The 15,696-nt window shown below is 55.7% G+C and carries 13 protein-coding genes and 2 pseudogenes; 13 read left to right on the top strand and 2 right to left on the bottom strand.

Annotated elements, in window-relative coordinates; translation table 11 throughout:
- Positions 1-36: 36 nt before the first annotated feature.
- Positions 37-219, top strand: a pseudogene (locus ACI3K0_RS27570) (MASE1 domain-containing protein); the annotation flags it as partial.
- A gap of 202 nt (positions 220-421) precedes the next feature.
- On the opposite strand, the gene ACI3K0_RS27565 reads toward ACI3K0_RS27570, so the two are convergent.
- Positions 422-2,440, bottom strand: a complete 2,019-nt coding sequence (locus tag ACI3K0_RS27565; RefSeq protein WP_404946694.1) for a mechanosensitive ion channel family protein — start codon at positions 2,438-2,440, stop codon at positions 422-424.
- Between the two features lie 233 nt (positions 2,441-2,673).
- Between ACI3K0_RS27565 and ACI3K0_RS27560 the strand changes: the two genes are divergently transcribed.
- The 11 genes from ACI3K0_RS27560 (at position 2,674) to ACI3K0_RS27510 (ending at position 14,066) form a co-directional block, all read left to right on the top strand.
- A complete protein-coding gene (locus ACI3K0_RS27560) occupies positions 2,674-3,420 on the top strand; it encodes a sensor histidine kinase (RefSeq protein WP_206828769.1) in 747 nt (248 codons plus the stop codon).
- An 84-nt stretch (positions 3,421-3,504) separates the two neighbouring features.
- Positions 3,505-4,032 carry an Rrf2 family transcriptional regulator gene (locus ACI3K0_RS27555; RefSeq protein WP_206828768.1) on the top strand — a complete coding sequence of 176 codons (528 nt, stop codon included), beginning with the start codon at positions 3,505-3,507 and terminating at the stop codon, positions 4,030-4,032.
- A 152-nt stretch (positions 4,033-4,184) separates the two neighbouring features.
- Complete coding sequence (locus ACI3K0_RS27550) at positions 4,185-4,847, top strand: response regulator transcription factor (protein WP_206828767.1); 663 nt, start codon at positions 4,185-4,187, stop codon at positions 4,845-4,847.
- Positions 4,848-5,129: 282 nt separating this feature from the next.
- Positions 5,130-5,945 (top strand): alpha/beta fold hydrolase, encoded by an 816-nt coding sequence (locus ACI3K0_RS27545; protein WP_206828766.1) that lies wholly within the window; start codon positions 5,130-5,132, stop codon positions 5,943-5,945.
- 35 nt (positions 5,946-5,980) lie between these two features.
- Entirely contained in the window at positions 5,981-6,739 is a 759-nt protein-coding gene (locus ACI3K0_RS27540) for an SDR family oxidoreductase (RefSeq protein WP_404946693.1), read from the top strand.
- A 71-nt stretch (positions 6,740-6,810) separates the two neighbouring features.
- Complete coding sequence (locus ACI3K0_RS27535; protein ID WP_206828764.1) at positions 6,811-7,221, top strand: cupin domain-containing protein; 411 nt, start codon at positions 6,811-6,813, stop codon at positions 7,219-7,221.
- A gap of 174 nt (positions 7,222-7,395) precedes the next feature.
- Positions 7,396-7,827, top strand: coding sequence for a CBS domain-containing protein (locus ACI3K0_RS27530; protein ID WP_206828763.1), 432 nt, complete (start codon positions 7,396-7,398; stop codon positions 7,825-7,827).
- Positions 7,828-7,986: 159 nt separating this feature from the next.
- Positions 7,987-9,402, top strand: a complete 1,416-nt coding sequence (locus ACI3K0_RS27525; protein WP_286195073.1) for a mechanosensitive ion channel domain-containing protein — start codon at positions 7,987-7,989, stop codon at positions 9,400-9,402.
- A 175-nt stretch (positions 9,403-9,577) separates the two neighbouring features.
- Positions 9,578-12,412, top strand: a complete 2,835-nt coding sequence (locus tag ACI3K0_RS27520) for an MASE1 domain-containing protein (RefSeq protein ID WP_206828798.1) — start codon at positions 9,578-9,580, stop codon at positions 12,410-12,412.
- A 120-nt stretch (positions 12,413-12,532) separates the two neighbouring features.
- The gene (locus ACI3K0_RS27515) at positions 12,533-12,898 is read left to right on the top strand and encodes a response regulator (protein ID WP_206828761.1); all 366 of its coding nucleotides are present in this window, start codon (positions 12,533-12,535) and stop codon (positions 12,896-12,898) included.
- Between the two features lie 250 nt (positions 12,899-13,148).
- Entirely contained in the window at positions 13,149-14,066 is a 918-nt protein-coding gene (locus ACI3K0_RS27510; RefSeq protein WP_404946692.1) for an MBL fold metallo-hydrolase, read from the top strand.
- A 388-nt stretch (positions 14,067-14,454) separates the two neighbouring features.
- On the opposite strand, the gene ACI3K0_RS27505 is transcribed toward ACI3K0_RS27510, so the two are convergent.
- On the bottom strand, positions 14,455-15,486 hold the full coding sequence (locus ACI3K0_RS27505) for an IS110 family transposase (RefSeq protein WP_148148374.1): 1,032 nt from the start codon (positions 15,484-15,486) through the stop codon (positions 14,455-14,457).
- A 108-nt stretch (positions 15,487-15,594) separates the two neighbouring features.
- On the opposite strand from ACI3K0_RS27505, the pseudogene ACI3K0_RS27500 reads away from it, so the two are divergent.
- Positions 15,595-15,696 (top strand): annotated as a pseudogene (locus ACI3K0_RS27500) (IS5/IS1182 family transposase); the annotation flags it as partial.

Raw genomic sequence — 15,696 nt, 5'->3', positions numbered from 1 at the left:
GCGCATAATGCTTCCTTAGTCCGCGAGGAGCAGCAGATGATGTCCGTATGGTCGTGCCGCCCCAGCTTTCTGCACCTGGGACTATTCTTCCTCGCGTATGTCCTGGGATGTGGATTTGCCGACGCGCTGGCAATCGTGCCGGAAATTACGGTCGCCATATGGCCACCGGCCGGCGTTTTCATCGCGACCTTAATTCTCACTTCGAAGCAAATTTGGCCCTGTGAAGCTGCTCGGAAAGACCGCGGGAGACACGAGATTGAAACAAACATCAGGGGACGACGACATAGGTTCCGGTAGTGTCGGCGCCATTTGCCAACACACCGGCGTCGAGGTATCAAGTGATTAGCGAGAGCGAATAACAGGTCGCTGGTTCGGATCTCATCAAGGCGGAAGAAACGTTCTACTGCATTAGTCGACAACTTTAGCCGTTCGCTTGGCCTGATGCTTTTGCTCGCTGGTGTTCCCAACTGGCAGCTATGAGATCCGGAGAATCCTTTCCGCCGATGTTGACTGTCGGCTGGGCAAAAGTCACCCCATTTTCCTGGAAGGCTTTCCGGAGCGATGCGTAGGCTGTGCGTTTGATGAAGCTCTGTTGGGCGGTTGGCACGGTGATCATCGCGAAGCTGATCACGATTCCATACTCGGCAAAATCTTCGACACCCTTTAGCTTTAGTGGCTCGAGGAAGAAACGGCCCACTTCCGGGTCCGCGAGCAACGCCTGGCCAATAGCCTTTCCGATCTTGCGAACTTTTTCGAGATCCGTGTCATAAGGAACGGTGACCAGTATTTTGGTCTTGGACCAGTCGCGGCTCATGTTCTCCACGGCCCCCAGCTCTCCAAAGGGAACAGTGAAAATCGGACCTCGATGATGCCTTAGCTTGACAGAGCGGAGGCTGAAACCCTCGACGGTCCCTCGATAATCCTTCGCCTGTATGTATTCGCCGACCCGGAAAGCATCGTCGAACAAATAGAAAAAGCCACTTATAATGTCGCGTACCAGCGCTTGTGATCCAAAGCCTATTGCCACTCCGATAATACCCGCTCCTGCGACAAGCGGCCCGATATCGACGCCGATCTGTCCGAGGATCGTCAGGCCCGAAACGACAAAAATGACGACGGCGAGCACGTTTCGTAGGATCGGGAGTAACGTTTGCAGACGCGTGGAATGCTCAATTTCACCATTTTCGTGCGGTTCAGCCGACGACAGGCTTTGCTGGGCGAGCATTCGATCTATGGCGACCTTGGCGAGGTGCCAGATAATGTCAGCGACGAGAAGCACGAGCGCTCCCCGCACGAGACCGTAAAGGGCGCGATGAACTAGTGGGATATCGTGACCCGGGAAATTGATGTCGGTCTCCCAGACAAACGCGAGCCATGCAAGAGCCAACGCTAGAACGAATGCCCTCCCTCCGCGCACAAGCAAGATCGTCCGGCTGTTTGAAACCGGAATATGAAGCTTTCTACAGGCGACGTCCTGCACGACACGCGTAATCGAGCGCAGGATTGGTGGAAGTAGCGCTGGATATACGCTCAACCAGAAAAACGCGCGCGCATCCAAACACCAAAGGAGCCAAGCGCCCACGGTATAGAGTGATAGCGCCGTGTTCACGGCCGCATCGCGACCTGCCGTGGTCCAGGTCAACCTCATGACGAGCATCAATATCACACAGGAAGCCAGGACCTCGATCGCTGTGATTACGTCCGGATCGATAAGCAGCACGTCGCCTACCACAATTGCGGCGGCGGTAAACAGCGACAAGCCGATCACGGTCTTGAGTTTCCGGCGGACTGGGTAAAGCGCTACATGGTCAACCAAGGCTGAAGCAAAGCGGTAGGCCACGAATAAAAGGAGATATGAGCCAGCAATGAGACGGACGGAGAGCGGAAGATTCACGATAAAATAGAGTGGTGCAATGAGCACCGAGAGGACAAGTGATGGGAGGTATTGCTCCAGTCCATCCCAGTGATTCAGCCGGTTCCGACGTACTGATCGCTCCGCCGCCGCGCCTGCGGCAACCAGCAGGGCGAAGGCAGCGGAGACTGGCAAATAACCATTTTCCGTCACGTCACTTACAAGGATTTCTAGCGCGCGGCGCGCCTCGTGCGGAATGAGGCTAATTGCTAAAAGAACCGCGTGTATCCTGGCCCGCGTACGCTTCTCCCAGCTTACGATACCAACAGCTGCATCTTCGTCAGGTGCGGGAGCGGCTTGAGAGAAAAGGTTTGATGTCGAAGATGTAGGCATCGTCGGCTGCTCAAACGTACTTGCCCGCTCATCATCGAGTTTGGAAATGGTCACCGTGGCCTCAGCGATTGGGTTCGAGCAAAGTATGAGAATGAGTGTTAGCAGCAATTTCATATGGAACTCACGAGCCTGCGCCGTCGGATATGGCGATTGGTGGGTTGCAGGATGATGCATTGCTTTGACGTCATCGCCCATCTGGACGGGCGTAGGGCCTCATCCTCCTAAGGAGTGCGCCACCTCACCAAATTGCTAGGCACGATAGCCCCTATCGGTAGGTCCGTGCTGGGCAACATCGAAAGCGGTAGGGAACCTAGCCTTCCGTATGGTCTGCTTGGGTCGATTGCGAGGTCGATACAAAGCGTCTTTTCCTCTAGGCTTCGGAGCAGTTCCGTATGTAACGAGCCATCACAGTAGATCCGGAGGACAAAATGCTGCAATCAGAGCCAGTCTCGCCTGCAGAGCCTCGGCCGACGCTTTCGGCAAATGCCGCGTATGAAACACACGCTGTCCACGAGCCTATGGCAGCCGTCATCCACGATCTCGGCAATCTAATTCAGGTCGCGACATCCGCTTTCAATATTTTGTCGCGTAGTCGCTGCATTTCTCGCGATAAGCGGGCTTCGCAAATCATTTTGAGCGCTCAGGCGTCGCTGGAACGTGCCGGCGGTCTCGTTCGCCAGTCTCTTCGATCGGCTCGCGGTGGCTATACGCCGATCGATAGTGTTTGTGTGGGAACTTGCTTGTTCGATTTGAAAGCCTTGCTTGAAAAAATCTGGGAGCCCGAAATTCATTTCGAAGTTCAGGCAGAGCCAAACCTGCCTCGCTTGGCATGCAATGTGATTGGTTTCCAGACGGTGCTTTTGAACCTGATTGTCAACGCGCGTGATGCGATGCCGGACGGCGGCACGATACTGCTAGCTGCACGGGCGCTAGTTGCGGCTGGCGTCGCTGGCGTTGAAATCGTAGTCGCCGATGATGGTCTGGGTATGACGCGGGAAACGCTCGAGCGGGCTTTCACACCTTTGTTCACAACACGGTCATCGCGCGACGGCGGCTATGGGCTGTCCGCCGTTAAAACTTTCGTGCAGGCGGCGGATGGCGACATCCAGCTTGAAAGCGAGCCTGGTGTCGGCACACGGATTACTATGACCCTGCCAGCCTACGGGATCACATGATTTCAACCTTGAGTGCAGATAGCTAAAAGTGAGACGGCAACTTGACACTTGCCAAAATGAACGCGGACAAATATAGTCCGCGTTATGGCTCATATGACGGTTGGAGTTGAATACGGTTTGCATTGCCTGATGTGGCTGATGGGATCCCCAGACAAGCCTCTCAGCAGCCGGGATCTCGCTGACTTACAAGGAATTTCTCCCAGTTTTCTGGCGAAAACCTTCCCGAAGCTTGAGCGTGCCGGCATCGTAGCCGCATTTGAGGGGGTGAAGGGGGGGTACCGGCTAGCTAGATCGCCTGATCAGATCAGTGTGCTGGAGGTCGTGGATGCGATCGAGGGAAAAAAACCTCTTTTCGACTGTCAGGAGATTCGCGGTCGCTGTGCGGCCTTTGACGGGAAGCCTCCGCGTTGGGCAACAAAAGGCGTTTGTGCAATCCATGCCGTGATGTTGCGTGCAGAGAAAGCGATGCGCGAGGCTTTGGCAAGTCAGTCTTTAGCCGATATCGCCGAGGAATTTGGCCGTAAGGCGCCTGCAGAATTCTACGAGGACATCGATCGGTGGATAGAAAGCAGAGCCGTTTCAAAAGGCCCCGGCGGATCGACCTTGAATTAGCGCTCCGCGCCAATGGAAGTGCTGCGCGCGAAAGCAATCCGCCTCCAACGAAATGGCATTCTGACTATGGATTTGTGGGGAAGGGTCATGAGTGATTGTCCAGTTTCTGATGATGACAAGAAAGCGATGAACACCCGCCGGAGGGACCGGCAATGACGGCGGCGGCTCTTATCGCCGATAGCCCGCTGGTAATCGTTGTCGATGACGATGCGGACGTTCGGAATTCGTTGCAGGAGTTGATTGAATCCGTCGGTCTGGACGTGATTTGTTTTTCATCGCCACGTGAGCTTCTGACCGCGGCACTTCCTGACCGGCCAGGCTGCCTGGTTCTGGATGTACGAATGCCGGGATCAAGCGGCCTTGACCTCCAGCACCAGCTTTGCGAGCAGGGTAAAACCAAACCGATTGTGTTCCTCACCGGGTACGGCGACATTCCCATGTCAGTGCAGGCGATGAAAGCGGGGGCAGTCGATTTTCTCACCAAACCCGTGCGGGATCAGACCTTGCTCGATGCAGTGGTTGTTGGGATTAAACGAGATGTCGAGCAACGCAAGCTTGCGGTAAATACGCATGAGCACACATCTCGATTTGCGACCTTGACGCCGCGTGAAAAGCAGATCCTCTATGAGGTAGCGCTTGGTCGGCTCAACAAGCAGATTGCTTTTGATCTGGGCATCAGCGAGGCTACCGTCAAGCTCCACCGTAGCAACGTCATGAGGAAGATGCAGACCATTTCGGTGGGGGAACTCATCCGAGTCTGGGACGCCTTGCCGTCCTCGTTACGGGACGCCTCTTCAATACCATTATCTTCCTAATTTTTTCCTGATCACATCAGGCCGGTTGCCGATCGATATCGGTCGGCCCGCGCGCTGGCTATTGTCTCAGTTTATTATAGCAGAAATCCTTCTATAGCTGCCGACCGTGTAAGCCTCCCTGACGTGCCGCGATGCTTCACTCACTATGGTGCGGGATGTTCAATTCATACGAGGTGCGCGACCTCGCCTTTGGGACTATATGACCTCGTCCAAGGCTCGATATGCCGAAGGAGCATTATCGCGCAATCTCCCCTCAGCGAAAACGTTCGATGGGAGAAGCAGATGCGGAACGCGATCAAAACTCTTTTACTCAGCATTGTAATGAGTGTTGCGGCGTGCGCCTTCGGTTTTGCCGGGGATGCTTCACCCAAGCCGACGATCGTGCTCGTACACGGCGCATTCGCAGAATCGTCGAGCTGGAACCACGTCATCGATGAGCTGAACAAGGATGGGTATAAAACCATTGCTACGGCCAACCCGCTACGTGGCGTCGTCAACGATGGCGCAGCTGTCGCAAGTTATCTGCGTTCAGTGCCGGGGCCGGTCATTCTCGTCGGTCATTCCTACGGAGGGCCAGTCATCACCGAGGCTGCGAACGACAGCCCTAACGTCAAGGCGCTCGTCTACGTCGCAGCCTTCGCACCCGACGTAGGAGAATCGAGCAGCAGCCTTTCTTCGAAATTTCCAGGAAGTACGCTGCCAAAGACGCTGAACACCGTTGCATTGCCGGATGGGAACCGGGATCTCTATATCCGACCCGACCTGTTCCACGATCAATTCGCGGCAGACGTTCCCCAGCCGATTTCCGAACAGATGGCGGTCACGCAACGACCGGTTACCGAAGCCGCACTGGCTGAGCCGACGAAGAGAGCATCCTGGAAGCTGCTGCCGTCCTACGCGATCTACGGTGCGCGCGACCTCTGCATTCCGCCAGCGGTCATGAGCTTCATGGCGAAACGCGCCCATGCCCGGAAAACTGTCGTACTCGACGGCGCCTCGCACGCTCTGATTGTGTCGAGGCCGAAGGAAGTGGTCTCGATTATCGAGCAAGCAGCGCGAGAGAGCCAAGAGGCCACGCCTGTCCACGGCTCCAACTGAATATCATTCACACGACTCTAACAAGGAGATCCTACATGAAAATCGTCGTCATCGGAGGCACAGGGCTTATCGGCTCTAAGGCCGTCGCAAGGCTTTCCAAGCTGGGACACGACGTCCTCGCCGCCTCGCCGAATTCCGGCGTGAACACCGTTACCGGAGAGGGCTTGGATGAAGCTCTTGCCGGAGCAGAGGTCGTGATTGATCTGGCAAACTCTCCCTCGTTCGAGGAAAAGGCAGCAATGGACTTTTTCGAAGCGGCAGGGCGCAATCTCTTTGCGGCGGAAAAGAAGGCCGGGGTGCGCCATCATGTTGCATTGTCGGTTGTTGGCACCGACCGGATGCAGGCAATGGGCTATTTTCGTGCAAAGCTCCTCCAGGAAGAGCATATCCAGAAATCCGGCATCCCTTTCACGATCGTTCATGCGACCCAGTTCTTCGAGTTTGTCGGTGCTATCGCACAGTCTGCAACCGAGGGCTCGATCGTTCGGGCACCGACAGGCGCATTCCAGCCCATCGCGGCTGACAACGTAGCGGACGCGATGGCAAAGGTCGCGGTCGGCCAACCGATGAACTCCATCACCGAGATCGCCGGCCCGGACCGCGGACCGATGAACGAGTTCATTGCGCTGTATCTGAAGGCGACAAACGATCCACGCACTGTCACGGCTGATCCGACGGCCCGCTACTTCGAAGTCGAGATCGACGACCGGACGCTGGTACCGGATGCCGGCGCTCATCTCGGCGATATCCGCTTCGAGGACTGGCTGAAATCTAACTCGGCACAGCAAAAGTAAGTGGCTCTGTCTCAGGTCCGCTTGGCACCGAAATCGTCCAGACGGACTTCTCACGAATAAGGAAACTGACCATGTTGAAACTGCTCATCTGCGCGAGTGCATGCGTGCTGTCGTTGGCCGCATCTGTTGCAGCCCATGACGCTGTAGGCGAGGATGTGAAGGTCGTATATGACCAACCGCTTCCGAATGTTCCGGGAAAAAGCTTGAAGGGTGTGCTCGTCGAATATGCACCCGGTGGCTCCTCTCCAGCACACACCCATCCGGACTCGGCTTTCATCTATGCGACTGTCCTGGAAGGTGCGATCACCAGCCAGGTCAACGGCGGGCCCGTCACAGTCTACCATGCGGGCGAGAACTTTTCTGAATACCCGGGCGATCACCACGCGGTTAGCGAAAACGCAAGCAAGACCGAACGTGCGCGTCTTCTGGCGGTCTTCGTGGTCGATACGTCCGAAACCAATCTCACGAACTACGAGAAGTAAGTTTGCCAACAATCCGTCCGCGCGGCGCAGCCCGCGGGCGATTTCGGTGATTGTCCCGCATTGAGCACGACGATCGCCGGCTAACCGGAGTGGTGCTGCCGCCGCGCCACTCCGGTTGACATTTCGCAATAGAAGACGGATCCGGCAGCTGCGCGGTCTCGTCAGGAGAATGCGATGCGCATCGAAAAACTCTACCCGATGATCTCGGCTCGCTTGAAGATTATAGATGTAGCGGCCACGGTGCATAACGCCGCTGCAACTCTCACCATTCCCGGCATCGGGCTCGCGATTGTCTGCTCACCCGATGGCAGAGCAAAGGGTGTGCTCAGCAAATCCGATCTCATCCGTCACATTGCCGATCACGGACGGTCGAACTCGGTCGAAGAGCTCATGAGCCCCAAAATCATTGCCTGTCATCCGGCGGATGATCTGCAGGCGGCCTGGCAAGTCATGATCAGTAATCGCCTCCAAAACATGCCGGTTCTCAGCGCCGAGGCTAAACCTCTCGGAGTACTCGATATGCGGGATGTTCTGAAAGTGCTCTACGAACAAGAGCAGCTGCAGGAGAAAATGATGGAGAATTATATCGCCGGGATCGGCTACTGACGGCTCCTTTGCCAGTGTAGCGCCCCGGATTTAACACAAGCACGACACCCATTCAGCAATCCACTACAGGTTCGGGGAAAAATCGATATGCCACAAGTTCAATATGGTGATCTGGCCAGCGATCCTGTTGCATGGCTTATCATTCTCGGCATTGCCGGAATGATCGTCTGGAAGCTTATTGGTCCGGCCCGCTCGAACCTGCGGCTCGTCGTGCAAATCGTATTTTTCGGCGCCATGACATCGGTCCTTGTTTTCGGGCGGATCCCGCTTGGTCAATCAGGTGGTTTTCAATCGGGTGATGAGCATACGTTTTTCGTCATTCTTGGGCAGATGCTATGGTGGTTGCACCTCTCCTGGGCCGTCATCGGATTTGTGCGCATTTATCTCGTGCTCGAAGGCCGGCCGCGTGAAGCGCGGCTTCTCCAAGACATTGTTGTCGGCGGCGTCTATTTGTGCGTCACGCTATCGGCTCTCGCATTCGTATTTCGGTTGCCGGTTGGAACCTTGATCGCGACCTCCGGTGTAATTGCCATCGCGCTCGGGCTTGCTCTGCAAAACACTTTGGGCGACGTTTTCTCCGGCATCGCTCTAACGCTTGGTCGCACATTTGCACTCGGAGACTGGATACGCCTTAACGACGGCATGGAGGGGCGAGTGGTCGCCAGCACGTGGCGCTCGACACAAATATTGACGATAGCCAATAATGTCGTCGTTTTGCCGAATAGTGCACTGGCCAAGCTCGGCCTCACTAATGTCAGCCGGCCGACAGAGACGCATCTTCTGCAATTGAATGTGAGGATCAAGCCGACAAGAACACCCTCGGCGATCGAGGCTGTACTTAACACTGCTCTGGCCGGCTGCAACTTGATTATCAAAGATCCGGCGCCGATGGTCGCCCTGAAAAGTATCGATGCCAATGCCGTCGACGCGGACATCTATGCACGTGTTAAGGATCCTATGCGGATGGCAAAAGCTCGAAACGAGATCATCGATCTGCTTCATCGGCATTGTAGGGCGGCCGGCCTGCAACTCGCACCGTCCGCGTCTTCTTTGCTTTTCGCGGATACAACAAGCGGAGCCGATCCGCACCAGCCCGCCGAAGAGCGGTTCATCGAGCTCATCGACCAAAATACAATATTCGCAACACTCGCCAGGGCAGACAAGGATCTGCTTGCCCAGTCTGTCAGATCGCGGGTCTTTGCACAGGGCGCCTCGATAATGCCCCAGGGCAAGCAACCTTCCTCGATTTTCGTGATTGATTCCGGTGTCGTCGCGGTGATGCATGATGGATTGGAGCAAAGACGCCTTTCACCGGGTGATTTCTATGGCGACGCGAGCTTGTCATCATCACTAAAGGACTGCAGCCTTACGGCTATATCCGCCGTGAAAATATGGGAGATTAGTCGCGATGATCTCTCAGATCTGTTCAGAAGCCGGCCTGAACTGGCCAACGAGATTGCTGCAAGGCTGGTGATGCATGAGGAAGAAGCCCGGCGCGTCGCTCATGCAGATGCGAAAGATGATCATACGCCGCACGCTCTTCTGAGATCGATCCGTACAATCTTCACCAACTAATCAAAACCTAGCCTTCGGAACAGGTTCGCCATCGATTTTTTCAAGCTATCATTTCCCTCTAGCCGTTGAACACTGATCAAGTCCGATTGTCACCGGACCTTGATGTTCTGGCTGAAGGGGAGCGTTGGTCTTGGATATTGGTGGGCCCTTGAACGACGGTACATTGTCTCGGCGGATGGTCGAGGCAATAAAGCCTTTCCTGTCCCGATCACCGGATGCACGGTATCTAGGATTATTCTTTTTCGCCTATCTCCTTGGCTGTGGGTTTGCTCAAATGCTGGCGGTCGTGCCAGGCACGGGCATCTCAGTATGGCCGCCCGGCGGCCTCTTTATCGCAACACTCCTGTTTGCGGGGAAAGGTACGTGGCCGTGGTGGATTGTATCGGGCGCAGGCGCCGAACTCGCTGCGAACGCTTTGTGGTTTCATAGCCCGTTTGTCGCTGCAGCTGTGATGTACATAGGCAACGCGCTGGCGGCGATGAGCGGGGCCTGGATTGTGCATCGCGTCGCCGGGCGAGGCCACCGATTTGAGACGTTGAAGGAGGTCGTGACCCTTATCGTTTTCGGAGGAGGGGTGGCGCCGATCATCAGCGCGACGGTTGGAAGCGCAGCTCTTGCATGGTTCGACATTCAGTCGCAATCTTTTACTACGGCTTGGCCGCTTTGGTGGATTGGAGACGCGACCGGAGTGCTGATCGTTGCTCCGCTTGCGCTGGTGGTTTTTCAGAGCTGGCGAGATGCCAACCGGATTTCGATCCAACGTCTGATAGAAGCTGGTGCGCTGTGCCTCGTTCTTCTCGCTCTCGCCGCATTGACACTGAGCGGCTATCTTCCATTCGCCTACATCATCATGCCGCCCTTGCTCTGGGCTGCAGTCCGCTTCGAATTCAAAGGCGCCGCCGTGGCACTCGCCATACTCGCGGTGTTCACGGTTCTATTCACCGTATCGAACAGCGACCAGGTCATCGACGATCAACTGACGGAGAAGCATCGGCAGGTCATGCTCCAGCTCTTCCTGGCGATTTCAGCCTTTTCGGCACTCGTGGTCGCCGCCGTTTCAAGAGAGCATCAGCTCGCTTTACGCACATTAGAGGACAGCGTCGAAACGTTTCGGAACCGGGAGCGGGAGTTCTCACAGCTTGTCAACATGGTGCCGAGTTACTTGTGGCGACTAAGTGCGGAAGGTGATCCGGTATTCTTCAGCCAACGGGTCGTCGATTTCTTCGGACTGGACGTCGGTGACTATGACACTTCGGAGAAAAAGGGGCTTTCTGCATTCATCGAAGCCTTGGTCCACCCTGAAGACGCGGAAGCTTTCGCCGCGACTCTTCAGCACTCGTTTAAAACTGGCGACCCATTTTCCTTAAAATACCGCCTCCGCGGGAAGGATGGCATTTATCGTTGGGTCGCAGGACGGGCGGAAGCGCTTCGCGGCGACGACGGCAAGATTATCCAGTGGTACGGGCTATCCCAGGACATCGAAGATCAGGTTCGATCGGATAAGGCGCTTCACCAAAGCAAGCAACAGTTGGAGCAAATGCTAGAGGCTGTTCCGTTCAACGTATTGAGCTTCTCGCCTTCAGGTCGAATGACCTATGCGAGCCAACGGTACTTGAGTCAGGCAGGGACGCCGTCTCCTCATGTCAAAGACTTTGATGCCCTGGCCCGGGAAGTCGTTCATCCAGACGACCTTCCTGTCATGTTCGCCAAGGCCAAGCACGGGTTTGTAACTGGTGAGCCGTTCATCAACCGTTTTCGCCGGATATTGACGGATGGAAGCTACCGCTGGATCGAGGCGCGGGCGCAACCGTTGAAAGGAAAAGATGGCGCAATCGTTCAATGGTATATTGCGTCGATCGATATTGAGGAAGAGATGAAGGCCCAGGAGGCGCTACGCGAGCGAGAACGCTTCCTATGGCAGTTGGTGGAAACATTACCCGCGATGATCGATTGTGCGGGGCCGGACGGAGAGCCGCTCTACCGCAGCCAACAGCTTAGAGAGTTCTTGGGTTACAATCTCGATGCGCTGGATGGCAGCGGGAAAACCCGCCTCGATGGAACTCTCGATTCAGGTGTGCATCCTGACGATGTCGCTGGCGTCAAGGAACAATATCATCATTGCCTGACGACGGGCGAGCCATATGCCCGGCGACATCGGCTGCGACGACATGATGGAGAATATCGGTGGGTAGAGACCCGAGCAGCTCCGATGCGGAACGATGCGGGAGACATCGTCCAATGGAATGTGATTTGCCTCGACATCGACGGAGAGGTCTGGGCCCAGGAAAACCTCCGCATGGCGCAGGACAGCTTGGCGCGCGCCAGCCAGGCTGCAAGTCTTGCGGAGTTGTCTGCGTCTATCGCGCATGAGGTCAATCAGCCACTGGCTGCAGTGATGAACTATTCGAATGCCTGCCAGCGCTGGATGACGATGGACCCGCCGAACATCGAAAGAGCAAAAAAAACGGTCGATCGCATCATTCACAGCGCTAACTCGGCCGCCGATGTGGTCAGCCGTATCCGCGCTCTGTTCAAGCAGGATAGAGATACGCGAGACAGCACTTCCCTCGACAAGATTATCTTCGAAATTCGAGATCTTTTGGCCTCCGAAGCTTCGCGTCGCGGTATACGTATTGAGATCGATCTAGAAGTCGGCCTGATACTTGCCCCCTTCGACCGCGTCCAAATCCAGCAGGTCGTCATGAACCTCGTCCGTAATGCAATGGATGCAATGACCTCCGTGTCGAATAGAAAAACAGTGACGGTGAAGGTTCGGCGAAACGCGGATTTGGTTCAAGTGTCCGTCAGCGATTGCGGTCGAGGCGTTCAATTTCCAACCAAGATCTTCGAACCCTTTTTCACGACCAAGGACCAAGGGATGGGGATGGGTCTTTCGATCTCTCGTTCGATTGTCGAAGCACACGGCGGCCAATTGTGGACTGAAAAAAATGAACCCCAGGGCGCGATCTTCATTTTCACCTTGCGAGCCGCACTGGATCCCATCGGTTAACTGCAAGCGTTCAGTGCGTTCTTATTGCTCGCCCCGAACCTTGCATCGCAAACAGTTTCAATTGGATAGCAGACCGGTCGATAGCGAATACGGGGCATGCCGCGGTCTATGGAGGAGAATATGAACCAACGCGCGGCAGTGATTGCAGTTGTCGATGATGATCCACAAGTGCTTGAGTCTCTCCAAGAGCTCCTGGAATCAGCCGGGTTTACCCCACGGACCTTCTCGTCTGCCGCTGCGTTTCTGGCTGCCGGTCTTAACGAGATCAACGTTCTGATCACCGATATCGGCATGCCGGATATGGACGGTTTCGAATTGCAGGCCTGTGTCGAGGAAAAACATCCTCACATTTCAATATTTCTAATAAGCGGCAGGCACGAGAAGTCGGATCGAAAATCATCCCGCGCTGAGAAGATCTTGCGAAAGCCCTTCGATGGTCACGCCTTGCTGGAGTCGATCCGAAGAGCGCTGGCAACGCATAGCTAAATCCTGGCGAGAGTGCCCTCAGCTCACCGCGCACTGGCACTTACGGTGATAGTCTAAGCGGAATGCATACTCGCTATAGCCCAATGGCTAGGCCGCCCTCGTAGAGGGCCTAATCGACCGCCGGCGGGCACGAACCTACAATCTGATGCGCAGGCTCGTCATCCCGGATGCTCAGACATCGCAATACGGGAGCACTCCACGACGAAGCACTGTGAAAATTCCACGTATTCTAGATCAATAGGAGACAAGCATGAGCGCAGTTAACGCTTTACGCGCCGATCAAGTTAGAACGGAAGAACTCGTTCCGTCGCGTTACGCCGTTCAGATCGGTGAGATCGAAGTGCTGGTCATCAGCGACGGCGTTCTTCCGCTTCCCACAAAGATGCTGGGGCACAATGCGCAAGCGTCCGAGCGTGCGGCCTGGCTTGGCGAAATGTTCCTGCCCCAGGACGCGTTCGACTGGTCGTTGAACGTCGTTCTCGTCCGCCACGGCGAGCAGACGATACTCATCGACGTCGGTCTTGGACTTGACCCGGATCTGAACCTGCCGAGGGCCGGGCAGGTGGTCAGGCGGCTCGAAGCGGCCGGTGTCGATCTCGGATCCGTCACCGACATCATCATCACTCATATGCACATGGATCATGTCGGCGGGCTCCTCGTGGAAGGTGTCAAGGAACGGCTGCGTTCCGATCTTCGAATTCACGTTGCGGCTGCCGAACTCAACTTCTGGGAAAATCCGGACTTCACGCATGTGAATATGCCGCAGGGGTTTCCTGACGCACTCCGCGCCGCAGCCAAGAAGTTCGCTGCAGAATATCGAGACCTCATCAACTCGTTCGAAGATGAGTATGAAGTCGCACCGGGGATCGTCATTTACCGTACAGGCGGACACACGCCAGGGCACAGTGTCGTGCGTCTTTCATCGGGCGGCGACCGGCTGACATTCGCTGGCGATGCGATCTTCGCGGTCGGTTTTGATCATCCCGACTGGTACAATGGCTTCGAGCACGACCCGGAGGAGGCCGCCCGGGTCCGGTTGAAGCTTCTGAGGGAGCTGGCCGACACCGGCGAACAGCTGGTTGCGACGCACTTGCCTTTTCCATCGGTTGGCCGAGTGGCGACAGACGGCGAAGCCTTCCGTTGGGTCCCCGTCTTCTGGGATTACTGATCCAACAGCTTTAAAGCTTGGTGCCGTATGCGATTGGTCGAAGACCTCATCGCATACGGCACTTCCTATTCGGTCAGTCGCTTAGGCAGTGTCCCCATAAACAGGGTTCATCTTATTGACGGTGTGTGATTCATATGTGGAACGGCCCGGTTAGCAAGGTATTTTCCTCGTAGTTCACCATTGGACGGTGCATTCATATGTTCGGCCTGTTGATGCGGTATTGCCCGCTGGCCACGATGAAGTCCGCAATGTCGATCGCCTAATCAATCTCACGCGCTCCACGGCGCCCTGAATCACACGGTCTGATCGATATTGAGGTTGCGTTCCGTTGGTTCATCACGCTGTTGTACCTTGCCGCTATCCCGGCGCCTGTCGCCGAGAATTCTGTCTATGCCTTCGTCATGATCGTTGGAGCCTGATAAGTCCCTCCTTTGACAAGAAGCGCCCATATTGTACGCGCTATCTTGTTAGCCAGCGCTACCGCAGCGACCTTATAGGGCCTCCGCTCCAGCACAGAGGCGATCCAGGCTGGTAGTTTCGCGCCTCTTCGAGCCTGCTTCAGGATTGAAGTCGCGCCAACGACTAACAAAGTCCTCAACTGCTTGTTGCCACGTTTCGATATTTTACCGAGCCGCTCTTTTCCTCCACTGGAGTTCGCCCGCGGTGTAATGCCGATCCAGGCCGCCAAATCACGCCCGGTCCGAAAGCCAGCGGGATCTGGAACTGAAGCGCAGACAGTCGCTGCAATGATGGGTCCGACGCCGGGAATCGTTGTCAGACGGCGCGCGGCATCATCAGCCTTCACTGCGGCGACAATCTTGCAATCGAGCTTTTCAATCCTTCCTGTCAGGATTTCAATTTGATCGCCCATTTCTAAAAGCGCCGCTCGAGCTGAAGTGGGAAGTCGATGATCTTCTTCGTCGCGTACTATGACGACGAGCTTGGCGATGCTGGGCATCCCGGTTGCGGCAATGATCCCTAGTTCGGCCATGTGAGAACGCATGGCATTTGACATCTGGCTGCGCTGACGGACAAGCAGCTCTCGCGTCTTCAAAACCATCCCGGCGGCTTGTTCCTCCGCGGTTTTGACGGGTACAAAGCGCATTGTCGGTCGTGTCACCGCCTCACATATAGCCTCTGCATCTGCGGCGTCCGTCTTATTTCTTTTCACGTAGGCTTTCACATAGGCAGGCGGCATCAGACGAACCGTATGACCGAACTCTCCGATCGCGTTCGCCCAATAGTGGGCGGTACCGCAAGCCTCGATGCCTATGAGGCAAGGCTCGATGGAGCGGAAAAAATCAAGCACCTGCGAACGCCTCAACGAACGGCGAACCGCTACTTTCCCTTCTCCAGTTACGGCATGGACCTGAAAGATCGACTTGGCTAAATCAAAACCGATTGTGGTAATCTTCTCCATGGAACGGTCCCTTCAATAGTGTGGTGATTGGCGTCTTCACAATACGCATCCTTGATGCGGGTTCGAAGGGCCGTTCCACACCATCAATCTCCTTGAAAGGAGTTTGCCATGCGCCGTCACGAATTGAGCGACGAAGAATGGGCTATCATCGCACCTCTCTTGCCGACCAATAGCCGTGGAATTGAACGTGTCGATGACCGCCGGGTGATC

The sequence above is a fragment of the Rhizobium sp. ZW T2_16 genome (assembly GCF_044987325.1).
GTDB lineage: Bacteria > Pseudomonadota > Alphaproteobacteria > Rhizobiales > Rhizobiaceae > Neorhizobium > Neorhizobium cellulosilyticum.
Note: the sequence above shows the minus strand (reverse complement) of the source record. Positions and strands in the feature narration are given on the sequence as shown.